Below are 24188 nucleotides of genomic sequence, written 5' to 3'. Positions count from 1 at the left end.
CTTACGGTAACAGGCTCTTGACGTCGATAGGCTTGGCTTCGTTCTCTGCTTCGCCCTTATCTTTGCCGTCGATTGCCATACCCGCCATCCGGTAGAAGTTATATTCCGGGTATTTACCCGGACCGGAAATCAGCAGATCCTCTTTTTCGTACACCAGATCCTGACGTTTGTATTCGCCCAGCTCAAAGTCCGGGGTCAACTGAATCGCCGTGGTCGGGCACGCTTCTTCGCACAGGCCGCAGAAAATACAGCGTGAAAAGTTGATGCGGAAAAACTCCGGGTACCAGCGGCCGTCTTTGGTCTCCGCTTTTTGCAGAGAGATACAGCCTACCGGACAGGCTACCGCACACAGGTTACAGGCAACGCAGCGCTCTTCGCCGTCCGGATCGCGCGTCAGCACGATACGGCCACGGTAGCGCGGCGGCAGATATACCGGCTCTTCCGGGTACATCCGAGTTTCTCGTTTGGCAAAGGCGTGCATCCCGATCATGCAGATACTGCGGACCTGGGTGCCAAACCCTACCAATAATTCTTTTAAGGTCATGGTCAATTCACCCCTTATTGCGCCTGCCAGAGAATGACAGCCGCCGTTACCAACAGGTTGATCAGCGTTAACGGCAGGCATACCTTCCAGCCAAAGGACATTACCTGGTCATAGCGCGGACGCGGTAATGATGCGCGGATCAAAATGAACATCATCATAAAGAACGCGGTTTTCAGCGCGAACCAGATGAAAGGAGGTAACCATGGGCCATTCCAGCCACCGAAGAACAGCGTCACGATCAGCGCCGATACGGTAACAATGCCGATATATTCACCGACGAAGAACAGACCGAACTTCATGCCGGAATATTCGATGTGGTAACCGTCGGCCAGCTCCTGCTCCGCTTCCGGTTGGTCAAACGGGTGACGGTGACATACCGCCACGCCCGCAATCGCAAAGGTCACGAAACCAAAGAACTGCGGGATGACGTTCCACAGATGCGCCTGGTTGTTGACGATATCGGTCATGTTGAACGAACCGGCCTGCGCCACTACGCCCATCAGGGAAAGCCCGAGGAACACTTCGTAGCTCAGGGTCTGGGCGGAAGCACGCATCGCGCCAAGCAGCGAGTATTTGTTGTTGCTCGACCAACCGGCGAACAGCACCGCATAGACCGCCAGGCCTGCCATCATCAGAAAGAACAGAATCCCGATGTTTAAATCGGCCACTACCCACGTCGGGCTGACCGGCACAATGGCGAAGGCCAGCAGCAGCGAAGTAAAGGCGATAACCGGCGCCAGAGTAAAGATCACGCGATCCGAGAAGCGCGGAACCCAGTCCTCTTTAAAGAACATTTTGATCATGTCGGCGACGAGCTGCAGCGAACCGCCCCAGCCCACGCGGTTAGGTCCATAACGGTTCTGGAACAGGCCCAGCAGACGACGTTCGCCGAAGCTCATAAACGCGCCGCAGGTCACCACGACCAGCAGAATCACCACCGCTTTAAGGATGCTTAACAGAATGTCGATGAGATCGGGAGTTAACCAACTCATGCTTTCGCCTCCTGCAGAGTATCAATACGCGCTCCGGTCAGTACCGGCGCAATCCCTGGCATGCCCATCGGTAAGCCAACCTGCCCTGCCGTCAGCCCCGCCGAAATCATCAGCGGCAGGCTAAGCGCCTGGCCATCAACGCGCAAAGAGACCATTGCGCCTTCGTTCACCCCAAGCTTCGCGGCATCTGCCGGGTTCAGCTTAACGTACGGCTGCGGCATGCGGCTCTGGAATACCGGAGAACGCTGCGACAGCTCGTCGCTGCCGAACAGGTGATAGTAAGGCGCGATACGCCATTTCCCGTCCTCTGCCTGGAAGCTTGCCGGTACTGCGGTAAAGTACTCAAGACCGCTAGCGGAAGCTTCAAACAGACGCACGCCCGGATCGCCGTGGCGCAGTTTACCGCCCACTTCATCCTGGAACTTGTTCCACGCCTGCGGGGAGTTCCAGCCCGGAGCCCAGGCAAACGGAATTTGCGAGCGCGGCGCGGACGGCTGGTTGTTCCCTTCCATGGAGAAGGCGAACATGGTGTCTTTATCCTGCGGCTGACGCGGTTCATGCACGCTGATGTTGGCGCGCATCGCCGTACGACCGCTGTAGCGATGCGGTTCACGGGCCAGCTTCTGGCCGCGAATGCGGAAGGTCGCATCCGGCGCGGCGTCTTTGATACCGGCCAGCTGCGGCAGTGCGGCAACGGCAGCGTCAATCACGTGGTCCAGCTGGGTCCAGTCAACCTGACGATTGTTCACGGTGCTGTGCAATGAGTGCAGCCAGCGCCAGCTCTCCAGCATTACGGTTTTCGCGTCGTAGTAGGCCGGGTCGTAAACCTGGAAGAAGCGCTGGGCGCGACCTTCGTTGTTGACCACGGTACCGTCGCTTTCCGCAAAGCTTGCCGCGGAGAGCACCAGATGCGCTTTTTCCATAATCGCCGTACGCTGATGGTCAACCACCATTACCAGCGGCGCTTTCGCCAGCGCCGCATCAACGCGGGCGGCTGAAGCGTGGCGGTGCAGGTCGTTTTCCAGCACGATAACCGCATCGGCTGCGCCGGTTTCCAGTTCGCTCAGCGCCTCTTCAAGCGAGCCGCCGCTGATCATGCCGAGGCCAACGCTGTTGACCGCGCGGGCGACCATCGTCACGCCGACATCGGCGCCGCGGCCTTTCAGGGCTTTCGCCACGTTGGCCGCCGCCTGAATCACTTCAATGCTGCCGGCGTTGGTTCCGGAGACAATCAGCGGTTTTTTCGCTCCGGCTAACGCCTGAACGATCACGTCGATTTTGCCTTTCAGCTCGCCGCTCAACCCTTCGACCGCCGGGGCGCTTTCATCCAGCGCATGGGCGATGGCAAAGCCGAGGCGCGCCTGATCTTCCACCGGCGCGCGGTAGGTCCATGCGGCGATGTCATCGAGGCGGGTGTCATCAATATTGGTGACAAACAGCGGATGCTTCGCGCGCTGGCCGATGTTAAGGATCGCGGCGATCTGCCAGTCGGCGACTTTCTGCGCCGCCGCCATTTCGCGCGCTTTGCCTTTCACCGCCTGACGCACCGCCAGCGCGATACGCGCGCCGGTCTGGGTGATGTCTTCGCCGAGGATCAGCACCGCATCGTAGGATTCGATTTCGCGCAGCGCCGGGGTATGGATACCGCCTTCGCGCAGCACTTTCAGCATCATCTGCAGGCGCTCTTGTTCGCCCTTCGCGATGCCGGTATAGAAGTTCCCGGCGCCGACCAGTTCGCGCAGCGCGAAGTTGCTTTCGAGGCTGGCGCGCGGGGAGCCGATACCGATCACTTTCTTCGACTGGCGCAGAATATCCGCCGCCCCCTGCATCGCCTGCTCGGCGTTAAGGGTAATCAGATCGTCACCGCGGCGTTGAACCGGCTGACGCGGACGGTCTTTGAGATTCACATAGCCGTAGCCGAAACGACCGCGGTCGCAGAGGAAGTAGCGGTTAACGGTACCGTTATAGCGGTTTTCGATACGACGCAGTTCGCCATAGCGTTCGCCGGGGCTGATGTTACAGCCGATGGAACACTGCTGACAGATGCTTGGCGCAAACTGCATGTCCCATTTACGGTTATAACGCTCGGAGTGCGTTTTATCGGTAAACACGCCGGTCGGACAGACTTCCACCAGGTTGCCGGAGAACTCGCTTTCCAGCGTGCCGTCTTCCGGGCGCCCAAAGTAGACGTTGTCGTGAGCGCCGTAAACGCCAAGGTCGGTGCCGTCGGCATAATCTTTGTAGTAGCGGACGCAGCGGTAGCAGGCGATGCAGCGGTTCATTTCGTGCGAGATGAACGGCCCCAGATCCTGGTTGCGGTGGGTACGCTTGGTAAAGCGGTAGCGACGGAAGCTATGACCGGTCATCACGGTCATATCCTGCAAGTGACAGTTGCCGCCCTCTTCGCACACCGGACAGTCATGCGGGTGGTTGGTCATCAGCCACTCAACTACGCTTTCGCGGAACTGCTTCGCTTCTGCGTCGTCGATGGAAATAAAAGTGCCGTCGGATGCCGGAGTCATACAGGACATCACCAGGCGGCCACGCGTGTCTTCCGCGTTCTGATATTGCTTCACCGCACACTGGCGGCAAGCACCGACGCTCCCTAGCGCCGGATGCCAGCAAAAGTATGGAATATCAAGGCCCAGAGAGAGACAAGCTTCTAGCAGGTTGTCCGCTCCGTTGACCTCGTATTCTTTGCCGTCTACATGAATCGTAGCCATTTGCGTGCTTCCAAAAATAAAAAACCTTTAGATTACCAGCGCGTCTTAAGCAGGTTCGGCTGAATACCGTTAATTGCATGGGTATTGCTGAACTGCTGCTTAATGCCAGCCTCGAATTCTTCGCGGAAATATTTGATCGCGCTCTGCAGCGGTTCAACCGCGCCCGGCGCGTGCGCGCAGAAGGTTTTACCCGGACCGAGGAATCGACACAGTTGCTCAAGCGTCTCGATATCCCCCGGCTGGCCTTCGCCGCGCTCCAGGGCGCGCAGGATCTTCACGCTCCACGGCAGGCCGTCGCGGCAGGGCGTACACCAGCCGCAGGATTCGCGGGCAAAAAATTCTTCGAGGTTGCGCACCAGCGGAACCATGCCGATCTCGTGGTCGACGGCCATCGCCAGCGCGGTACCCAAACGGCTACCCGCTTTACCAATGCTTTCGAACTCCATCGGCAAATCGAGGTGCGCTTCGGTCAGGAAGTCGGTGCCCGCGCCGCCCGGCTGCCAGGCTTTAAACTTCAGACCATCGCGCATGCCGCCCGCGTAATCTTCGAGGATCTCGCGCGCGGTGGTGCCGAACGGCAGTTCCCAGACGCCCGGGTTCTTCACCCGTCCAGAGAAGCCCATCAGCTTGGTGCCGGCGTCTTTACTGGTAGAAATGTTCTGATACCACTCGACGCCGTTGGCCAGAATCGCCGGAACGTTGCACAGGGTTTCAACGTTGTTCACGCAGGTCGGTTTCCCCCATACGCCGGAGCTGGCCGGGAACGGCGGCTTCGAACGTGGATTGGCGCGGCGGCCTTCGAGGGAGTTAATCAGCGCGGTTTCTTCGCCGCAGATATAGCGCCCTGCCCCAGTGTGCACAAACAGTTCGAAGTCAAAACCGGTGCCAAGGATATTTTTCCCCAACAGGCCCGCTTCGGTCGCTTCGGCGATTGCCCGGCGCAGGTGCTGTGCCGCTTCGATATATTCGCCGCGCAGGAAGATATAGCCGCGGTAGGCTTTCAGCGCGAACGCGGAGATCAGCATGCCTTCCACCAGCAGGTGCGGCAGCTGTTCCATCAGCAGGCGGTCTTTATAGGTGCCCGGCTCCATTTCATCGGCGTTACACAGCAGGTAACGGATGTTCATGGACTCGTCTTTCGGCATCAGGCTCCACTTCAGACCGGTGGAAAAGCCCGCGCCGCCGCGCCCTTTCAGGCCGGCGTCTTTTACCGCAGTGACGATTTCATCCGGCGCCATGCCGGAGAGCGCTTTACGCGCCCCGGCGTAGCCGTTTTTACTCTGGTATTCATCCAGCCATACCGGCTGTTTGTCGTCGCGCAGACGCCAGGTTAACGGATGGGTTTCGGCGGTACGAATAATGGTTTTCATTTATACCGCTCCAGGAGGTCAGGAATCGCTTCCGGCGTCAGATAACTGTGAGTGTCCTCATCAATCATCATGGTCGGCCCCTTGTCGCAGTTGCCCAGGCAGCAGGTCGGCAGCAGAGTGAAACGGCCATCAAAGGTGGTTTGACCCGGTTTGATATCCAGCTTCTTCTCGATCGCCGACTGAATGCCCTGGAACCCGGTGATATGGCACACCACGCTGTCGCAGTAGCGAATCACGTGACGACCCACCGGCTGGCGGAAAATCTGGCTGTAGAAGGTCGCCACGCCTTCTACGTCGCTGGCCGGGATCCCCAGCACATCGGCGATAGCGTAGATTGCGCCGTCCGGCACCCAACCGCGCTGCTTCTGAACGATTTTCAGCGCTTCAATGGACGCCGCACGCGGGTCTTCGTAGTGGTGCTTTTCGTGCTCAATCGCCTCACGCTCTGCCGCACTCAGCTCAAAAGCCTCGGTTTGTGGTTGTTGATTCTCGTGCATAATTAGCGGTCCACGTCTGACATAACAAAATCGATACTACCCAGATAGACAATCAGGTCGGAGACCAGACTGCCGCGAATAGCGGCCGGGATCTGCTGCAGGTGCGCGAAGCTTGGCGTGCGCACGCGGGTACGGTAGCTCATAGTGCTGCCGTCGCTGGTCAGGTAGTAACTGTTAATACCCTTGGTCGCTTCAATCATCTGGAAGGATTCTTGCGCCGGCATGACCGGCCCCCAGGAAACCTGCAGGAAGTGCGTAATCAGGGTTTCGATATGCTGCAGCGTGCGCTCTTTCGGCGGCGGCGTCGTCAGCGGGTGATCCGCCTTGAACGGGCCTTCCGGCATGTTATCGAGGCACTGCTGAAGAATGCGCAGGCTCTGGCGCAGCTCTTCCACTTTCAGCATCACGCGGGTGTAGCAGTCGGAGACGCCACCGCCGGTCGGGATTTCAAAGTCGAAGTTTTCATAGCCAGAATAAGGACGCCATTTACGTACGTCGAAGCCGATGCCGGTCGCGCGCAGGCCCGCGCCGGTGGTGCCCCACTCCAGCGCTTCTTTGGCGTTGTAGGCGGCAACCCCTTTCGAACGACCGATCAGGATGGTGTTGCGCAGCGCGGCCTTTTCATAGGAATCCAGACGCTTCGGCATCCACTCGAGGAATTCACGCAGCAGGCGATCCCAACCGCGGGGCAGGTCGTGCGCGACGCCGCCGATACGGAACCAGGCCGGGTGCATACGGAAGCCGGTAATTGCTTCCACCAGATCGTAGATCTTTTGGCGGTCGGTAAAGGCAAAGAACACCGGCGTCATCGCCCCGACGTCCTGGATAAAGGTGGAGATGTACAGCAGATGGCTGTTGATACGGAACAGCTCGGAGAGCATTACGCGGATGACGTTGACGCGATCCGGCACGGTTATTCCCGCCAGTTTCTCCACCGCCAGCACGTACGGCATCTCATTAACGCAGCCGCCGAGGTACTCAATACGGTCGGTATACGGAATGTAGCTGTGCCAGGACTGGCGCTCGCCCATCTTCTCAGCGCCGCGGTGGTGGTAGCCGATATCAGGAACGCAGTCGATGATCTCTTCGCCATCAAGCTGCAAAATAATACGGAACGCACCGTGCGCGGAGGGGTGGTTAGGGCCGAGGTTAAGGAACATAAAGTCCTCGTTTTCGGTCCCGCGCTTCATGCCCCACTCTTCCGGTTTGAAGGTCAGCGCTTCCATTTCCAGATCCTGTTTGGCTTTGGTCAGCTCAAACGGGTCAAATTCGGTTGCGCGCGCCGGGTAGTCTTTACGCAGCGGGTGGCCTTCCCAGGTCGGCGGCATCATGATGCGGCGCAGATTCGGGTGACCATCGAAGGTCACGCCAAACATCTCCCAGGTTTCACGCTCATACCAGTTGGCGTTCGGGAACAGTTTGGTGAAGGTCGGCAGATGCAGATCGTTTTCAGACAATGCGACCTTGAGCATGATGTCGCGATTGCGGTCGATTGAAATCAGGTGATAGAAAACGGAAAAATCCGCGGCGGGTAAACCGTCGCGGTGCGTGCGCAGACGTTCGTCCATGCCATGCAGGTCAAACAGCATCACGTAAGGCTTCGGCAACTTCTTCAGGAAATCACCCACCTCAAGCAGCTGTTCACGCTTCACCCAAACCACCGGAACGCCGGTGCGGGTTGGCTGAACGGTAAAGGCATCCGGCCCAAAACGGTTGCGCAGTTCGCCGATCACCGGGTCATCAAGGTGATCGCGGGTTTGCCAGGCTGGTGCGGCGTCATGCGCGGTTAAATCGGTCATATTGTTCACCATTGCAAAAGGTCCGTGGTGACTGCCGGCGAGACTTCGCGCTGTAGTAGATTGATTTGCGAAGTTTTCATCCCGCCCGCAGGCGCAAGTTAAATCTCGTCCGGAGTCCGCAGATTGGTCACTGCAATACGTTCGCCGCGTTTACGCTCGCGTTCCGACTGCATATTGGCGCGATAAACGCCCTGATCGCCTACCACCCAAGAGAGCGGACGACGTTCTTTACCAATGGATTCCTGCAGCAGCATCAGCGCCTGCATATACGCTTCCGGACGCGGCGGACAGCCCGGGATGTAAACATCAACCGGAATAAACTTATCCACGCCCTGCACGACAGAGTAAATATCGTACATACCGCCGGAGTTGGCGCATGCGCCCATCGAGATAACCCACTTCGGCTCCAGCATCTGGTCATAAAGACGCTGAATGACCGGCGCCATTTTGGTAAAGCAGGTGCCCGCGACCACCATCAGGTCAGCCTGACGCGGGGAGGCACGCAATACTTCTGCACCAAAACGCGCAACGTCATGCACCGCAGTGAATGACGTCACCATTTCCACGTAGCAGCAAGAAAGGCCAAAGTTGTAAGGCCAGATTGAGTTCTTACGGCCCCAGTTCACCATGTCATGCAAAGCGTGTTCGAGTTTCCCCATATACACGCTTTTGTTGACTTCTTGCTCCAGGGGGTCGGTTACGATCTCCTGTTTTTGCAGGGGGTAACGGTCGTTCTCACCGTTAGGATCGATGCGGGTGAGCGTATAATCCATCTTATTGCCTCGCTTTTACTGCGTATGACGGTTAGTGGGACTGTCTGTTTCCGGGTTAACCAGCGTGCGACGGGAGCGCGCAGGCGTCCAGTCCAGAGCGCCAATACGAACGAGGTAAACCAGACCAGCCAGTAGCACTAAAATGAAAATTGCGGCTTCCACAAAGCCGACCCAGCCGCTTTCACGGATAGAAGTCGACCATGCGTAGAGATACAGGGCTTCCACGTCGAAGATAACGAAGAACATGGCAACCAGATAAAACTTCGCAGAAAGACGTAAGCGAGCCGAACCGACGGAGTCGATCCCGGATTCAAACGGCGTGTTCTTGCTACGCGCGCGCGCGCGTCCGCCAAGGTACCAACCGCCGATAAGCATCAGGCAGCACAGGCCGATAGCGATGATGAGAAATATAGCGAATGCCCAATGATGAGCGATGACTTCAGTGGATGTTGACATACGCATTGCTTAACCAAAAAAGTGTAGCGCTAAAACCCTCTGCTCTTACTGGCAGATGAACGCCACAGCGTTTCACGGGGAGGAATAAAAAAAATAGCCGTGCAAAAAAGCGTCCCTGGGTGATGTGGAAGGCCAGTTGCGGTGGCTTTTTACTCCTTTCATTAACCTTTTGTCAACTTTAACAAAAGTTTTCACAACATTAATTTACATTGGATTTTTTTCATTAACATTAAATGCCCTTTTATGCGGAATAACCTTGCATACTCTTCGGATTTAGTGCTGTTGAATCGTGTCCGTTTCCGCCGTAAATCAAAATTACCCGCCTATTTTGACAGGATTTAGCCACGATTCCTCCCCCTAAAGAGGGGTATTTTCTTGATCTGTGACACGCTTTTGTTAATTCAACCAAGAAAACGGCAACAAACTATCCGGTTTTTTAACATTAGCAGGAAGTATTGAAAGTGCAGAGAAAAGTCGAGAAATGAGAGGAAGAGCAGATCTAACTCACTGATTTACATCAAAACAAATCAACAAAACATTCTATTAATCAATAAAATTTGAAAAAAACGAACCGCAGCGGCGATTTCACACGTCGGGGGTTCGTTTTTACACTTACATTTTGTTACCAGTTTTTGTGATGTTTGTTAGCTTTTCCCACTCAGGAAATAAGGGAATTATCTCCCCCTTCGGGGGTATAAATACGTTGCGTGGACCACGGCTGGTACTCCGCGCTCAGCGACTGAAAAATAGCCTGCGTCAGTTCGCTTGCCTGCTGAGAATCGCAGTTCAGCATATAGTGGGTATCCGGCAGCACGGGTAAGCCGTCACACCGCCCCGGAACGCGGAATTCAGGGCTCATCATCTCTACCGGCTGCGCGGTCACCCCGAGCCCGGCCTTCACCGCCGCCTTCACCCCGGCCATTGAGGTTGCCGCGTGGGAAAGATGCCAGGGGACGCGAGCGGCGTTGAGCACCGCAACGATCTCTTCCCGAAACGGATCCGGGGCATCCAGCAGAACAAGCGGGACAGACTCGCCCTGAGGGAGGACGTAGTCCGCTGCGCAGTACCACAACGTTGGCGAAGCGCGTAGCGTCAGCATGTCAAAACCCTTCGTGGGTCGGGTGGTCAGCGCAAGATCGATAGCTCCCTTCTTCAGCCGATCGACGATATCAATATGATTGAGAACTTTGATTTCAAGCGTCAGCCGCGGATAAAAACTGCCAATCCGATTTAATAAACACGGTAAAATAGTATCCGCTGTCTCATCTGACGCACCAACGGTCAGCGTTCCCTGCAGGCTACCGAACATGAGCGACATGCAGGCTTCATCATTAAAACGCAGAATTTTCCGCGCATAGCCCAACAGCTGAATGCCCTGCTCGGTCAGAAGTTTATTGCGTCCTTGGCGAGCAAAAAGTTCTTTGCCGACCAGTTGCTCCAGCCGCTGCATCTGCTGACTTACCGCTGACTGAGTCCGGCATACCGCAACGGCGGCAGCGGCAAATGTATTGAGATCGGCGACGGCAACAAAGGTTCTCAAGAGGTCGAGGTCTAAATTTAGTATCGAACGATTTTCATTTATCATATTTGCTTCACATTCAGGCGGCTAATGCTGACCTGCCTTGTTGATGCTGTGCTCCAGGTTTCCGGCTATTCCTTAAGCTTCGCGTGACCCGCCACGGACAGACGGATGAACAACTGGACGAACGTTATTGCATTAGAAAGCACTCATCCGCAGCAAATGCGCGGAATTTCAGAGTAATATTTTGCTCGTATGCCTGAGCGCTTTTAATTACGGCGCTTTGTTTTTTGTGATGAGACGCAAAAAATAGCCGTCAATGACCATTGCCTGCATCCGCACCAGCGACAAACTTTGCCATCGCGCTCAGGAAGATAACAAAAACCTGCAATAACAATGTATTAATAAAGAAACAGGCTACCTGGCATAGCCTTATATCGGTATTAACGACGTTATTCTAACCGAAAACCACAATATTTATAAGCGTTAATCAGTATTATCTCAGGCAATTTTAAATGCTGACCCGCGCTTTAATTAAATTAAAAATCTAAGAATATTCCTTGCATAAAATAAAACTCATTTATCAATTAAATGCTTTTCATTAAAAATATCTGGCAAAGTTGTTAAAACATTCTGTGTATTGTGAATTAAACGTACATATGAAAGCGACGCGGTTTTTGCGCAAAAAATAAGCACTTATTTCCGTTAAATCAACAAGCCAGATAAACGTTTACAGAATCAGTAGATAACGCAATATATGACCACCAATGAAAGTATTAAAGGTTTATTGTATAAACAAAACACCCACCCACCAGAGAAATCAATTAAACCAAAAAAACATGAATAGCAAAATCTTCTCCTGTTAACCCTTCAAAACAGCGGGGATGCGGAGTACATTATTCCGTGCTGACTTCCACGGCAGGGAGTGGCGATAACAGCTAAAAGGTCAAGGTTCATGTCCCCCATCGAAAAATCCAGCAAGTTAGATAACGTCTGTTACGACATCCGCGGCCCGGTTCTGAAAGAGGCGAAACGCCTTGAAGAAGAAGGCAACAAAGTCCTGAAGCTGAACATCGGCAACCCAGCGCCGTTTGGCTTTGACGCGCCTGACGAAATCCTCGTTGACGTCATCCGCAACCTCCCGACTTCCCAGGGCTATAGCGATTCAAAGGGCCTCTATTCCGCACGTAAGGCCATCATGCAGCATTACCAGGCTCGCGGCATGCGTGATGTGACGGTCGAAGATATTTATATCGGCAACGGCGTTTCCGAACTTATCGTTCAGGCCATGCAGGCGCTGCTGAATAGCGGCGATGAAATGCTGGTTCCGGCGCCGGATTATCCGCTCTGGACCGCCGCAGTCGCGCTTTCCAGCGGTAAAGCGGTGCATTATCTCTGCGATGAGTCGTCCGACTGGTTCCCGGACCTCGACGATATCCGCGCGAAAATCACCCCGCGTACCCGCGGCATCGTGATTATCAACCCGAATAACCCAACCGGCGCGGTGTACTCAAAAGAGCTGCTGATGGAGATCGTCGAGATCGCCCGCCAGCATAATCTGATTATTTTCGCCGATGAGATCTACGACAAAATCCTCTACGATGAGGCGCAGCACCACTCTATTGCGCCGCTGGCCCCGGATCTCCTCACGATCACCTTCAACGGTCTGTCAAAAACCTACCGCGTTGCCGGCTTCCGCCAGGGCTGGATGGTGCTTAACGGGCCGAAGAAACACGCAAAAGGCTATATCGAAGGTCTGGAGATGCTGGCCTCTATGCGCCTGTGCGCCAACGTCCCGGCCCAGCATGCGATCCAAACCGCTCTCGGTGGCTATCAGAGCATCAGCGAATTTATTGTTCCCGGCGGGCGCTTATATGAGCAGCGCAATCGCGCCTGGGAGCTGATTAATGACATTCCGGGCGTATCGTGCACCAAGCCGAAAGGCGCGCTATATATGTTCCCGAAAATCGACGCTAAGCGCTTTAATATTCACGATGACCAGAAGATGGTGCTCGATTTTCTGCTGCAGGAAAAAGTCCTGCTGGTTCAGGGTACCGCCTTTAACTGGCCGTGGCCGGATCACGTGCGTATCGTGACCCTTCCGCGCGAAGACGATCTTGAAATGGCGATTACCCGTTTCGGGCGTTTCCTTTCCGGCTACCACCAGCTCTGACTTCATCTGTCCAGCCGCCGGGATTTGCATCCGGCGGCAATCCCTGCGCACAATGTCACCCGACGTCGTAACTGATTAAGGGTTCCTATGAGTCAGAGTCATTTCTTTGCCCACCTCTCCCGCCTGAAACTGATCAACCGCTGGCCGCTGATGCGTAATGTGCGCACCGAAAATGTCTCCGAACACAGCTTACAGGTCGCGATGGTGGCCCATGCGCTGGCGGCGATCAAAAATCGTAAATTTGGCGGTCAGGTTAACGCCGAGCGCATTGCCCTGCTGGCGATGTATCACGATGCCTCGGAAGTTCTGACCGGCGACCTGCCGACGCCGGTAAAATATTTCAACTCGCAGATCGCGCAAGAATACAAGGCCATCGAGAAAATCGCCCAGCAGAAACTGGTCGATATGGTTCCTGATGAACTGCGCGATATTTTTGAGCCGCTCATCGACGAACAGCACTACAGCGACGAGGAAAAATTCCTTGTCAAGCAGGCAGATGCGCTTTGCGCCTACCTGAAGTGTCTGGAAGAGCTATCGGCGGGGAATAATGAATTTCTGCTGGCCAAAGGCCGCCTTGAGAAAACGCTGGAATCGCGCCGCAGCGCAGAGATGGACTACTTTATGCAGGTTTTCGTGCCGAGCTTCCACCTTTCGCTTGATGAAATCAGCCAGGATTCGCCTTTATAAAATAACCGCTCCCCGGCCAGCCGCAGCCTGACCGGGGAAAGAACGCTGCTGAATCAGAACGGAAACAGCACCGGGATCAGCAGAACGCACACCACCATCACCAGGATAGTAAACGGCACGCCGATTTTGACAAAATCGCTGAATGAGTATTTACCCGGCCCCAGTACCAGGGTGTTCACCGGCGACGATACCGGCGTCATAAACGCCGCCGAGGCCGCCATGGCGACCACCATCGCAAAAGGATAAGGCGAAACGCCCATCGACTTTGCCGCGGCCAGCGCAATGGGCGCCATCAGTACCGCGGTGGCCGTATTGGATATAAACAGGCCGATAGCCGCGCACATCACAAACAGGCAGCCAAGCATCAGGTACGGTCCTTTACTTCCCGCCACGTCCATTAATCCCTGCACCACCAGATCCACGCCGCCGGTTTTCTGCAGCGCCAGAGCAAAAGGCATCATCCCGACGATCAAAATAATGCTCGGCCAGTGAATGGCTTTATAGGCGCTTTCGGCGTTAATACAGCGGAATTTCCCCATCAGCAGGCAGGCAACGATCGCCGCTATGGGGTTCGGAATTTCGTCAGTCAGCATCAGCGCGACCATCAACACCAGACAGAAAATTGCGTGCGGCGCCTGGCTGTGCGCCGGCGAGGCGTCATTAACCTCAATGGGCATATTCAGCACCACAAAGTCACGACCCCGCTTGGCCAGCAGCGCTATCTGCCGCCAGTTCCCCACCACCAGCATGATATCGCCAAGCTGCAAAGCTTCATCGGTGACCGCGCCGTCAAGAGCTTTGCCATCGCGTTTCAGACCCACGATGTTCAAATCGAAACGGGTACGAAAGGCGATTTCGCGCACCGTCTTGCCAATCAGTTCGGAATCCGGGATCAGGGAGACTTCCGCCATCCCTACGTCCAGCGCCTGATCGGAAAAGTATTCGCCGCGCAGCACCATGGGCTCCAGCATTTGCTCGCCGCAGAACTGACGTAAATCCACATCGGAGGCCGACATATCGATCAGCAAAACGTCGCGGGCGCGGAACTCCGATACGCCGTTAACGTTAACGATAACCCGCCGGAAGCGCCGCCAGCGCTCAACGCCGATGACGTTCGCCCCATAGCGCTCGCGCAGTTTCAGGTCGTCCAGGCGCTGACCAATCATCGGCGAGCCAGGGCGAATGGCCAGGCGGCGCGCGCGCCCTGTGAGATGATAATCTTTGATAAGATCGCGGAAGGTGCTTCGCTTACGACCATCGCGGACCTGTTCGCCTTCGTCTCCCTTAAGCATAAAGCGCATCACCAGCATATAGAAAACGCCCAGTACCAGCACCACCAGGCCTATCGGCGTGACGCTAAAAAAGCTGAATCCTTGCAGCCCTTCGCGTAACAGCTCGCTGTTGACGACCAGATTGGGCGGTGTGGCCACCAGAGTCATCATTCCGCTAATAAGTCCGGCAAAACTGAGCGGCATCATCAACCGCGAAGGTGACGTGTTCATGCGCATTGACACGCTGAGCACCACGGGAATAAAAATGGCCACCACGCCGGTCGAGCTCATAAAAGCGCCTAGTCCGGCAACGGTTAGCATTAAATAGACCAGCATTTTGGTTTCGCTGTTACCGGCAACCTTCACCAGCCAGGAGCCCATTTTGGTGGCGACCCCGGTGCGCACCAGCCCATCGCCAATAATGAAAAGCGCGGCGATAAGGATAACGTTGGGATCGCTAAATCCCGAGAAGGCCTCGCTGAGCGTTAAGGTGCCGCTAAGGACAAAAGCGACAATCACCAGCAATGCGATAGCATCCATGCGCACTTTTCCGGTGGCAAAGAGTACGACGGCTACGGCAAGAAGAGATAACACCCAAATCAGTTCACCGTTCACAACTTATCCTTGTCAGAAGATGGAGTTGGAAGTTTGGCATAAAAAAGCCCCGCCGGCGCGGGGCTAAATCATGAGATTAATCTTTAAGGCTAACATTCACATTGCCGTCAGGCAGGCGCTCAACCAGCAGATTTTCAAGCGTTGTTAACACCAAATCAGCTTCATCAAGACGCGGCGCATCGGCGGGCACATTGACCGCGATGGTCCGACAACCGGCATTCAGCCCAGAGAGCAACCCGGCAGGGGCATCCTCCACCACGGCGCAATCTCCCGGCGCCAGCCCTAACAGCTCGGCCCCAAGCAGATAGGCATCCGGAGCGGGTTTCCCGTGCTTTACGCGCTCGGCGGTGACGAAAACCTTCGCCTCAGGCAGCCCCGCGGCGCGGTGACGGGCGTGGGCGACGGGAATCGAACCTGACGTCACGATCGCCCAAGGGATCCCCGCGTCATCAAGCGTCCTGAGCAGCGCCACCGCTCCCGGCAGCGCCGTTACGCCATCCGTATCCGCTGCTTCGACCTTTTCCAGCCAGACGAACTCGGACTGAATCTCTTCTTCGCTGCGGCCGGGAAGAAAATGACGTAATGAGGTTATCGCCTGTTTGCCATGAATAAAGTTCAACACTTCATCATGAGGGATACTGAATCGATCCGCCCATTTGCACCACGAACGCTCCACAACCGGCAACGAATCGACCAATGTCCCGTCAAGATCAAACAGGAAACCTTTACACTGCACGGGAACCTCCATCAGGCGTTGATAATTTGATTAATTTCGTTACTGCTTAAATGATACTGGCGCGGGCAGGAGTGCCAGGTGCTCAGCATGCGCTGGTATTTTTCCCACATTGGGGTCTGGGAGTTAAAGCCGTGAGTCCCGGCGTCAAAGTGGCTGTAGCGCCCTTCAACGTTAACCATAAAGCGGACATAGCCGAGGTAGCGGGCCTCGGTCGCCACGTCAAATCCGAGGAAGGTGACCCGACGCTCGTCAATCCCGCTGGCGTCCTTCAGGTTCGTCCAGGAGACATGCAGCGCGTGATACATCTCCATGATATCAATGATGGTGCGACACGTTTCTTCGGTAAGCTGGCCAAACTCGCGGTCCAGCTCGCGCATCTGCAGCCCGTATCCACGCTCAATGATGGTCTGCAGGCGGCGGTAGCGTTCAGCGTTGTCCGGATCGAGCATCGTCATCATTTTGTATTGATTCGACAGAATCAGACGCTGCGCATTGGTCATTTCCATTTTTGACTCCTGTTGCACTTTTACGGCGTGAAAAAAGAAGGCGCATGAATTATGCGCCTTCTTTTATATGCGTTTTCCCGATGCAATTACAAATCATCAAGGAAAGTTTTATCCAGTTGTTTGAAGGCGCGCTTAAGCGTGTCAGCTAAAGCCTGATAATCAGGCTTTCCGTCTACCGGCGTTAACGCCTGCCCGGCCTCCTGCAGTTTACCGCGCACTTCATAAAACCAGCTCAGTATCGACGGCGGCAGCGGCGTCACTGAACGCTTGCCCAACCACCATAAACCCTGCATCGGCAGGCTCAGCGCAAACAGCGCGGTGGCGACGGCCGGGCCCAGCTGGCCACCGAGGGCGATTTGCCAACACAGCGTGAAAATCGCCACCGGCGGCATGATACGAATCGCATAACGCGTGGCGCGAATAATGCGGTTTTCAATAAACACCGGAGCAAGGCGCTTATCCAGAGGCCAGGTCTTTGCATAATGCTGCCCGTGGCGAAACAAGCCAAAAAAACTCACAGAGCGATTCTCGGGACCGGACATGGCTTACCTCAACTTTACATATAAAACTTAAAAAATTTGTGCAAAACACCAACTGTGCATGACAACGTTCAAAAGATTTTGGCAATGGCGCACTCAATCAGGTATTCTGTGCGCACCTGAGGGGCGGTTAGACCCTTTTACCAGGTTAGTCAAATTATCGCATATTCTGCCACTGGCTGAAAATTATGCAAAATGACATAAAATCAAATGTACTTCTCTCATCGTGCCCGAAAACAGTACAAGGCATGATGTTAATCATAAATGTCAATGTCATCCTGCGCTACGCTTTGTGACACACTGACGTTTTTTTAGCCACGTATCATAAAAGGTACTTCCATGTCGAGTAAGTTAGTACTGGTTCTGAACTGCGGTAGCTCCTCTCTGAAATTCGCTATCCTTGATGCCGTCAACGGTGACGAATACCTGTCTGGTTTAGCAGAATGTTTCCATCTTCCTGAAGCCCGTATCAAATGGAAAATGGATGGCAGCAAGCAAGAAGCCGAATTAGGCGCTGGCGCTGCTCACAGTGAAGCGCTGAACTTTATCGTTAACACTATTCTGGCACAAAAACCAGAACTGTCTGCTCAGCTGACCGCAATCGGCCACCGCATCGTTCACGGTGGTGAAAAATACACCAGCTCCGTCGTTATCGATGACTCCGTTATTCAGGGAATTAAAGACTCCGCGTCTTTCGCCCCGCTGCACAACCCGGCGCACCTGATCGGTATCGCAGAAGCCCTGAAATCCTTCCCTAATCTGAAAGACAAGAACGTTGCCGTGTTCGACACCGCGTTCCATCAGACCATGCCGGAAGAATCTTACCTCTATGCCCTGCCGTACAGCCTGTACAAAGAACACGGCGTACGTCGCTACGGCGCGCACGGCACCAGCCACTTCTATGTGACTCAGGAAGCCGCGAAAGTTCTGAACAAACCGGTTGAAGAGCTGAACATCATCACCTGCCATCTGGGCAACGGTGGTTCCGTTTCCGCTATCCGCAACGGTAAATGCGTTGACACTTCCATGGGTCTGACTCCGCTGGAAGGCCTGGTGATGGGTACGCGTTCTGGCGATATCGACCCGGCAATCATTTTCCATCTGCACGATGCCCTGGGCATGAGCGTAGACGCCATCAACAAAATGCTGACTAAAGAGTCCGGCCTGCTCGGTTTGACCGAAGTGACCAGCGACTGTCGCTATGTTGAAGACAACTACCAGGAAAAAGCTGACGCTAAACGTGCAATGGACGTTTACTGCCACCGCCTGGCAAAATACATCGGCTCCTACACCGCGCTGATGGACGGTCGTCTGGACGCCGTTGTGTTCACCGGTGGTATCGGTGAAAACGCCGCGATGGTTCGCGAACTGTCTCTGGGCAAACTGGGCGTACTGGGCTTTGAAGTTGATCACGAGCGTAACCTGGCTGCCCGTTTTGGCAAGTCTGGCTTCATCAACAAAGAAGGCACTCGCCCGGCTATCGTCATTCCGACCAACGAAGAGCTGGTCATCGCGCAGGACGCCAACCGTCTGACCGCCTGATTCCACACCGCCAGCCTAGCTGGCGGTGCTGTTTTGTATCCCGCCTGATACTGGCGGTAACGAAAGAGGATATATCGTGTCCCGTACAATCATGCTGATCCCTACCGGAACCAGCGTAGGCCTGACCAGCGTCAGCCTCGGTGTTATCCGTGCTATGGAACGTAAAGGCGTTCGCCTGAGCGTCTTTAAACCTATCGCTCAACCGCGTGCCGGTGGCGATGCGCCAGACCAGACCACCACCATCATTCGCGCGAACTCCGACCTTCCGGCCGCAGAGCCGTTGAAAATGAGCCACGTTGAGTCGCTGCTCTCCAGCAACCAGAAAGACGTGCTGATGGAAGAGATCATCGCCAACTACCACGCCAACACGCAGGATGCTGAAGTGGTGCTGGTTGAAGGTCTGGTCCCGACCCGCAAACATCAGTTTGCCCAGTCTCTGAACTACGAAATCGCGAAAACGCTGAACGCTGAAATCGTCTTTGTGATGTCCCAGGGTACCGATACCCCGGAACAGCTGAAAGAGCGCATTGAGCTCACCCGCAGCAGCTTCGGCGGCGCGAAAAACACCAGCATCACCGGCGTCATCGTCAACAAGCTGAATGCGCCGGTTGACGAACAGGGCCGTACTCGCCCGGACCTGTCGGAAATCTTCGACGACTCTTCCAAAGCAAAAGTCGTGAAGATCGATCCGGCTCAGCTGCAGGACGGTAGCCCATTACCGGTTCTGGGCGCGGTGCCGTGGAGCTTCGATCTGATCGCCACCCGCGCGATTGATATGGCGCATCACCTGAACGCCACCATCATCAACGAAGGCGACATCAATACCCGCCGCGTGAAGTCCGTCACCTTCTGTGCGCGTAGCATTCCGCACATGCTGGAACACTTCCGCGCAGGTTCTCTGCTGGTCACTTCCGCGGACCGTCCTGACGTACTGGTCGCCGCCTGCCTGGCCGCGATGAACGGCGTGGAAATCGGCGCCATTCTGCTGACCGGGGCCTATGAAATGGACCCGCGCGTCAGCAAGCTGTGCGAACGCGCGTTTGCTACCGGCCTGCCGGTATTCATGGTTAACACCAACACCTGGCAGACCTCTCTGAGCCTGCAGAGCTTCAACCTGGAAGTGCCGGTTGACGATCACGAGCGCATCGAGAAAGTTCAGGAATACGTGGCTAACTATATCAACGCCGACTGGATTGAATCCCTGACCGCGACTTCCGAGCGCAGCCGTCGTCTCTCTCCGCCAGCCTTCCGCTATCAGCTCACCGAGCTGGCGCGTAAAGCAGGCAAGCGTGTTGTGCTGCCGGAAGGCAACGAACCGCGTACCGTTAAAGCCGCGGCTATCTGCGCCGAGCGCGGTATCGCGACCTGCGTACTGCTGGGTAACCCGGATGAAATCACCCGCGTTGCCGCTTCTCAGGGCGTAGAGCTGGGCGCCGGTATTGAAATCGTTGACCCGGAAGTGGTTCGCGAAAGCTACGTTGCTCGCCTGGTCGAGCTGCGTAAGAGCAAAGGCATGACCGAAGCGGTTGCCCGCGAGCAGCTGGAAGACAACGTGGTTCTCGGCACCCTGATGCTGGAACAAGACGAAGTCGACGGCCTGGTATCCGGCGCGGTTCACACCACCGCCAACACCATCCGTCCGCCGCTGCAGCTGATCAAAACTGCGCCGGGTAGCTCTCTGGTCTCTTCCGTATTCTTTATGCTGCTGCCGGAACAGGTGTACGTTTACGGCGACTGCGCGATCAACCCGGATCCGACCGCTGAACAGCTGGCTGAAATCGCTATCCAGTCCGCAGACTCCGCGATTGCCTTCGGCATCGAACCACGCGTAGCCATGCTCTCCTACTCCACCGGTACCTCTGGCGCCGGCAGCGATGTAGAGAAAGTACGCGAAGCGACGCGTCTGGCGCAGGAAAAACGTCCTGACCTGATGATCGACGGCCCGCTGCAGTACGATGCTGCGGTCATGGCTGACGTAGCGAAATCCAAAGCGCCGAACTCTCCGGTTGCCGGCCGCGCTACCGTGTTCATCTTCCCGGACCTGAACACCGGTAACACCACTTACAAAGCCGTACAGCGTTCTGCCGACCTGATCTCTATTGGGCCGATGCTGCAGGGGATGCGTAAGCCGGTGAACGACCTGTCCCGTGGCGCGCTGGTTGACGATATCGTCTATACCATCGCCCTGACCGCGATTCAGTCGTCCCAGCAGCAAGCATAATCTGCCCGCTGGATGAAAAAAGGCGACCTCACGGTCGCCTTTTTATTTACAGCAGCTCTCGCGCCGCCGAGACAATATCATGCGCCGTCAGGCCATACTCCTTCTGCAGAAAGTCCTGCGTTCCCACCTGGCCATAGCGCTCCTTCACCCCCACACGACGCATCGGAACCGGGCAGGTCTCCACCAGCACTTCCGCCACCGCCGATCCCAGCCCGTTATGAATACTGTGATTTTCACAGGTCACGATACGCCCGGTTTTTTCGGCGTAATTTTTCACCAGCATGCGGTCGATGGGCTTCAGGGTAAACATATCAATCACCGCAGCGCTGACCCCTTCCTGCTCAAGCTGACGCGCTGCCTCAAGGGCTTCCGCCACCATGATCCCGTTGGCTATCAGGGTGATGTCGTCACCTTCGCGCAGCACATTACCTTTGCCAATCGTGAACGTCGAACCCGGCGCGTAGACGCTCGGCGCCTGTTTGCGGATCGTGCGTACCCAGTAAAAACCGTCGAGATCGATAAGCTGCCGCAGGATATCCTCGAACATCACCGCATCGGTCACTTCCAGCACCACCGAATGCGCGAGGCCGCGCACAATCCCCATATCTTCAAATGACATATGGGTTCCGCCGTTATGACAGGCGGTCACCCCCGCGTCAGAGGCAATCACTTTGACGTTATTCCGCTGATAGTCCAGCGCCATAAACAGCTGGTCGAAGCAGCGGCGACTGGCGAAAGCGGTAAAGGTATGGACAAACGGCTTGCGCCCGGTCAACGATAGCCCGGCTGCGGTGCCGATCACGTTCGCTTCCATAATGCCGCAATTGATGACGTGCTGTGGATGCTGCCGCGCAACGCCGTCCATCGCCATAGAGCTCATCAGATCCGCTTCCAGGGCGATAATCGGGCTATGGGCTTCAATCTGCTGCGCGACAAACCCGGCATAGACTTTACGCATCTCTACGGCATCTTTTTGTCCTGCAGGTGCAACTTTAATCATGTTCGGCCTCCAGCTGGCGAATCGTCTCGTTTAGCGTCTCTTTCATCTCGTCCGTCAGGCGCAAGTGATGGTTGTTACTGAGATTCTCGAGATACGGCACGCCCTGGCCTTTCACGCTATCGAGAATGACTACCCGCGGGCGCGCATCGACGGGAGGAACGGGCTGCACCGCCGCCAGCAGTCCGGGGATGTCATCGCCTTTGACGGTAACGACGTCAAAACCAAAGGCGCGGAATTTATCTTCCAGATTGAAGGCGCGAATGATCTCGTCCAGCCTGCCGTCAAGCTGTAGCTTGTTCCAGTCAACAAACACGGTCAGATTATTCAGGCGATGATGGGCAATAAACTGGAACGCTTCCCAGCACTGGCCTTCATTCAGCTCGCCGTCGCCAACGATGCAGAACACCCGATTCGCCCGCCCCGCCAGCTTATGCGACAGCGCCATTCCGCCGGCGATGGAAATCCCCTGTCCCAGCGAGCCGGTAGTGGCGTCCACCCCGCGCGTTTTCAGCCGGTCCGGGTGGCTTGGCAGCCGCGTACCGTTCTGGTTTAGCGTACTCAGCTCCTCTAGCGGAAAATATCCCTTAATCGCTAACGTGCTGTATAGCGCCGGGCCGGCATGACCTTTCGACAGCACAAAGTAGTCGCGCTCGGGCCAGTCCGGATCGGCGGGGTCGATTTTCATCACCGCGCCGTACAGTACCGCCAGCGTCTCAACAACCGACATACTGCCGCCGTAGTGGCCGAAACCGAGATCCGTCAGCGATTTAAGGGTGGCGACGCGAATATCCCGCGCCAGTTGGGTCACTTCTTTCACATTCATGATTTAGCTCCGCTGTTCTCCTGCGCGCCGCCGCCCGCAGATCTCTTTTTCGCAAAAACGTTGTACACCACCAGCAGTACGAACAACGCCACCACAAGTCCGGTAATGGCAAACGGCGACAAATAGCGGGCCAGGTTACCCAGCACGATACCGACGGCGCCGAAATCCGCATCCGAGAAAGTGGTGTTGGCAAAGCCAATCGCGCCCAGCACCGGCAGCAGCAGTACCGGCAGGAAGGTGATCAGCAGGCCGTTGGCAAACGCCCCGATCATCGCCCCGCGCCGCCCACCGGTGGCGTTGCCAAATACGCCGGCGGTCGCGCCGGTAAAGAAATGCGGCACCACGCCGGGCAGAATCAGCACCCACTTGAACTGCCCGCAGAGGAACAGCCCGACCAGGCCGCCGAGGAAGCTGAACAGGAAGCCAATCAGTACCGCATTGGGCGCATAGGGATAGACCACCGGGCAGTCCAGCGCCGGACGGGCATTAGGCACCAGCTTCTCCGAAAATCCGGTAAAGGCCGGGACGATTTCCGCCAGGATCAGACGTACCCCTTGCAGGATGATGAACACCCCGGCGGCGAAGGTAATCGCCATGATGATGGCGTATACCAGGTAGTTCTGGCCGCCGCTGAAGGTGTTTTCAACATATTCACGCCCCGCGCTCACCGCCATAATCAAATAGATAATCATCATGGTCAGCGAAATGGAGATGGAGCTGTCGCGCAGGAAGCTCAGGTTTTTCGGTAGGTTCATCTCTTCGGTTGAACGCGAGCCTTTACCGCAGACGCTACCGATCCATCCCGAAAGGACATAGCCCAGGGTGCCGAAGTGGCCGAAAGCGATGTCATCCGTGCCGGTAATACGCTTCATATAGCGCTGGGCCAGCGCCGGGAAGAACGCCATCACCAGGCCGAGGATCAGGGAACCGGTAAAGACCAGCCCGATACCTTCAAAACCCGCCACGGTAAGAATCACGCCGATCATACAGGCCATATAGAAGGTGTGGTGGCCGGTCAGGAAGATATACTTCAGACGCGTAAACCGGGCGACTACAATATTCGCTACCATCCCGAACGCCATTATAAGCGCGGTTGAAGCACCGTATTTTTCCAGCGCAATAGAAACAATCGCCTCGTTATTAGGAATAATGCCCTGAATATTAAATGCGTGTTCAAACATGCCCCCCAGCGGATTCAGCGAACCGACTAATACCGTCGCGCCGCCGCCGAGAACAATAAAACCCAGAATAGTTTTAATGGTTCCCTTGACGACATCGGAGAAAGATTTCTTTTGCGCTACCAGACCAATTAAGGCAATTAAACCGACCAGTACCGAGGGTACTTTGAGTATATCAACAACAAAATTCAGCGTTTCAAGGATAAACATATCCACCTCGCTAT

20 protein-coding genes are annotated in these 24188 nt (G+C 55.6%); 4 read left to right on the top strand and 16 right to left on the bottom strand.

Translation table 11 applies throughout. The features are described from left to right. Position 1: 1 nt before the first annotated feature. The 9 genes from nuoI to ACE3MN_RS07655 all read right to left on the bottom strand — a co-directional run bounded on the left by nuoI (position 2) and on the right by ACE3MN_RS07655 (position 10739). The gene (nuoI, locus tag ACE3MN_RS07695) at positions 2-544 is read right to left on the bottom strand and encodes an NADH-quinone oxidoreductase subunit NuoI (protein ID WP_004104066.1); all 543 of its coding nucleotides are present in this window, start codon (positions 542-544) and stop codon (positions 2-4) included. Between the two features lie 14 nt (positions 545-558). Then, positions 559-1536 carry an NADH-quinone oxidoreductase subunit NuoH gene (nuoH, locus tag ACE3MN_RS07690; RefSeq protein WP_004870946.1) on the bottom strand — a complete coding sequence of 326 codons (978 nt, stop codon included), beginning with the start codon at positions 1534-1536 and terminating at the stop codon, positions 559-561. Beyond that, positions 1533-4259: an NADH-quinone oxidoreductase subunit NuoG gene (nuoG, locus tag ACE3MN_RS07685; protein WP_375364326.1), complete on the bottom strand. Its 2727-nt coding sequence runs from the start codon at positions 4257-4259 to the stop codon at positions 1533-1535. The genes nuoH and nuoG overlap by 4 nt, the downstream gene beginning before the upstream one ends. Positions 4260-4291: 32 nt before the next feature. Continuing rightward, positions 4292-5629 carry an NADH-quinone oxidoreductase subunit NuoF gene (nuoF, locus tag ACE3MN_RS07680; protein ID WP_004870941.1) on the bottom strand — a complete coding sequence of 446 codons (1338 nt, stop codon included), beginning with the start codon at positions 5627-5629 and terminating at the stop codon, positions 4292-4294. Then, positions 5626-6126, bottom strand: a complete 501-nt coding sequence (gene nuoE / locus ACE3MN_RS07675) for an NADH-quinone oxidoreductase subunit NuoE (protein WP_004104075.1) — start codon at positions 6124-6126, stop codon at positions 5626-5628. The genes nuoF and nuoE overlap by 4 nt, the downstream gene beginning before the upstream one ends. 2 nt (positions 6127-6128) lie before the next feature. After that, entirely contained in the window at positions 6129-7937 is a 1809-nt protein-coding gene (gene nuoC, locus ACE3MN_RS07670) for an NADH-quinone oxidoreductase subunit C/D (RefSeq protein WP_004104077.1), read from the bottom strand. A gap of 86 nt (positions 7938-8023) precedes the next feature. Beyond that, a complete protein-coding gene (gene nuoB / locus ACE3MN_RS07665) occupies positions 8024-8698 on the bottom strand; it encodes an NADH-quinone oxidoreductase subunit NuoB (protein ID WP_002913178.1) in 675 nt (224 codons plus the stop codon). 15 nt (positions 8699-8713) lie between these two features. Beyond that, on the bottom strand, positions 8714-9160 hold the full coding sequence (gene nuoA / locus ACE3MN_RS07660) for an NADH-quinone oxidoreductase subunit NuoA (RefSeq protein WP_004870939.1): 447 nt from the start codon (positions 9158-9160) through the stop codon (positions 8714-8716). Positions 9161-9812: 652 nt separating this feature from the next. Then, positions 9813-10739: a LysR family transcriptional regulator gene (locus tag ACE3MN_RS07655; RefSeq protein WP_131930686.1), complete on the bottom strand. Its 927-nt coding sequence runs from the start codon at positions 10737-10739 to the stop codon at positions 9813-9815. Between the two features lie 889 nt (positions 10740-11628). Between ACE3MN_RS07655 and alaA the strand changes: the two genes are divergently transcribed. After that, positions 11629-12846, top strand: coding sequence for an alanine transaminase AlaA (gene alaA / locus ACE3MN_RS07650; RefSeq protein WP_024359267.1), 1218 nt, complete (start codon positions 11629-11631; stop codon positions 12844-12846). A gap of 87 nt (positions 12847-12933) precedes the next feature. Next, the gene (yfbR, locus tag ACE3MN_RS07645; RefSeq protein ID WP_004870934.1) at positions 12934-13533 is read left to right on the top strand and encodes a 5'-deoxynucleotidase; all 600 of its coding nucleotides are present in this window, start codon (positions 12934-12936) and stop codon (positions 13531-13533) included. A gap of 53 nt (positions 13534-13586) precedes the next feature. Here yfbR and ACE3MN_RS07640 read toward each other — a convergent pair whose 3' ends face one another. From ACE3MN_RS07640 to yfbV, 4 genes are all read right to left on the bottom strand, one after another. After that, complete coding sequence (locus ACE3MN_RS07640) at positions 13587-15419, bottom strand: SLC13 family permease (RefSeq protein WP_004870932.1); 1833 nt, start codon at positions 15417-15419, stop codon at positions 13587-13589. 76 nt (positions 15420-15495) lie between these two features. After that, positions 15496-16155 (bottom strand): sugar phosphatase, encoded by a 660-nt coding sequence (locus tag ACE3MN_RS07635; RefSeq protein ID WP_024359268.1) that lies wholly within the window; start codon positions 16153-16155, stop codon positions 15496-15498. Positions 16156-16166: 11 nt separating this feature from the next. After that, the gene (locus tag ACE3MN_RS07630; protein WP_004123152.1) at positions 16167-16661 is read right to left on the bottom strand and encodes a YfbU family protein; all 495 of its coding nucleotides are present in this window, start codon (positions 16659-16661) and stop codon (positions 16167-16169) included. 86 nt (positions 16662-16747) lie between these two features. Continuing rightward, complete coding sequence (yfbV, locus tag ACE3MN_RS07625) at positions 16748-17203, bottom strand: terminus macrodomain insulation protein YfbV (protein ID WP_024359269.1); 456 nt, start codon at positions 17201-17203, stop codon at positions 16748-16750. A 336-nt stretch (positions 17204-17539) separates the two neighbouring features. Here yfbV and ackA point away from each other — a divergent pair, with 336 nt between their 5' ends. Then, complete coding sequence (gene ackA / locus ACE3MN_RS07620; protein WP_004123156.1) at positions 17540-18742, top strand: acetate kinase; 1203 nt, start codon at positions 17540-17542, stop codon at positions 18740-18742. Between the two features lie 76 nt (positions 18743-18818). After that, positions 18819-20963, top strand: a complete 2145-nt coding sequence (pta, locus tag ACE3MN_RS07615; RefSeq protein WP_049100290.1) for a phosphate acetyltransferase — start codon at positions 18819-18821, stop codon at positions 20961-20963. A gap of 46 nt (positions 20964-21009) precedes the next feature. Here pta and ACE3MN_RS07610 read toward each other — a convergent pair whose 3' ends face one another. The 3 genes from ACE3MN_RS07610 to ACE3MN_RS07600 are packed head-to-tail and all read right to left on the bottom strand — an operon-like array spanning position 21010 to position 24174. Continuing rightward, positions 21010-21963, bottom strand: a complete 954-nt coding sequence (locus ACE3MN_RS07610; RefSeq protein WP_004870922.1) for a transketolase family protein — start codon at positions 21961-21963, stop codon at positions 21010-21012. Then, positions 21956-22786, bottom strand: a complete 831-nt coding sequence (locus ACE3MN_RS07605) for a transketolase (RefSeq protein WP_004870920.1) — start codon at positions 22784-22786, stop codon at positions 21956-21958. The genes ACE3MN_RS07610 and ACE3MN_RS07605 overlap by 8 nt, the downstream gene beginning before the upstream one ends. Beyond that, positions 22783-24174 carry a PTS ascorbate transporter subunit IIC gene (locus tag ACE3MN_RS07600; RefSeq protein ID WP_024359272.1) on the bottom strand — a complete coding sequence of 464 codons (1392 nt, stop codon included), beginning with the start codon at positions 24172-24174 and terminating at the stop codon, positions 22783-22785. Before ACE3MN_RS07600 ends, ACE3MN_RS07605 begins: the two co-directional genes overlap by 4 nt. Positions 24175-24188 lie beyond the last annotated feature (14 nt).

The sequence above is a fragment of the Klebsiella grimontii genome (assembly GCF_042137965.1).
Taxonomy (GTDB): domain Bacteria; phylum Pseudomonadota; class Gammaproteobacteria; order Enterobacterales; family Enterobacteriaceae; genus Klebsiella; species Klebsiella grimontii.
Note: the sequence above shows the minus strand (reverse complement) of the source record. Positions and strands in the feature narration are given on the sequence as shown.

Coding starts and splice junctions, on each gene's coding strand:
- yfbV (WP_024359269.1), bottom strand. CDS start 17,203: ATGTCCGGTCCCGAGAATCGCTCTGTGAGTTTTTTTGGCTTGTTTCGC.
- ACE3MN_RS07610 (WP_004870922.1), bottom strand. CDS start 21,963: ATGATTAAAGTTGCACCTGCAGGACAAAAAGATGCCGTAGAGATGCGT.
- nuoE (WP_004104075.1), bottom strand. CDS start 6,126: ATGCACGAGAATCAACAACCACAAACCGAGGCTTTTGAGCTGAGTGCG.
- ackA (WP_004123156.1), top strand. CDS start 17,540: ATGTCGAGTAAGTTAGTACTGGTTCTGAACTGCGGTAGCTCCTCTCTG.
- yfbR (WP_004870934.1), top strand. CDS start 12,934: ATGAGTCAGAGTCATTTCTTTGCCCACCTCTCCCGCCTGAAACTGATC.
- nuoF (WP_004870941.1), bottom strand. CDS start 5,629: ATGAAAACCATTATTCGTACCGCCGAAACCCATCCGTTAACCTGGCGT.
- nuoI (WP_004104066.1), bottom strand. CDS start 544: ATGACCTTAAAAGAATTATTGGTAGGGTTTGGCACCCAGGTCCGCAGT.
- ACE3MN_RS07605 (WP_004870920.1), bottom strand. CDS start 22,786: ATGAATGTGAAAGAAGTGACCCAACTGGCGCGGGATATTCGCGTCGCC.
- ACE3MN_RS07630 (WP_004123152.1), bottom strand. CDS start 16,661: ATGGAAATGACCAATGCGCAGCGTCTGATTCTGTCGAATCAATACAAA.
- nuoH (WP_004870946.1), bottom strand. CDS start 1,536: ATGAGTTGGTTAACTCCCGATCTCATCGACATTCTGTTAAGCATCCTT.
- nuoG (WP_375364326.1), bottom strand. CDS start 4,259: ATGGCTACGATTCATGTAGACGGCAAAGAATACGAGGTCAACGGAGCG.
- alaA (WP_024359267.1), top strand. CDS start 11,629: ATGTCCCCCATCGAAAAATCCAGCAAGTTAGATAACGTCTGTTACGAC.
- nuoB (WP_002913178.1), bottom strand. CDS start 8,698: ATGGATTATACGCTCACCCGCATCGATCCTAACGGTGAGAACGACCGT.
- ACE3MN_RS07655 (WP_131930686.1), bottom strand. CDS start 10,739: ATGATAAATGAAAATCGTTCGATACTAAATTTAGACCTCGACCTCTTG.
- nuoC (WP_004104077.1), bottom strand. CDS start 7,937: ATGGTGAACAATATGACCGATTTAACCGCGCATGACGCCGCACCAGCC.
- ACE3MN_RS07600 (WP_024359272.1), bottom strand. CDS start 24,174: ATGTTTATCCTTGAAACGCTGAATTTTGTTGTTGATATACTCAAAGTA.
- nuoA (WP_004870939.1), bottom strand. CDS start 9,160: ATGCGTATGTCAACATCCACTGAAGTCATCGCTCATCATTGGGCATTC.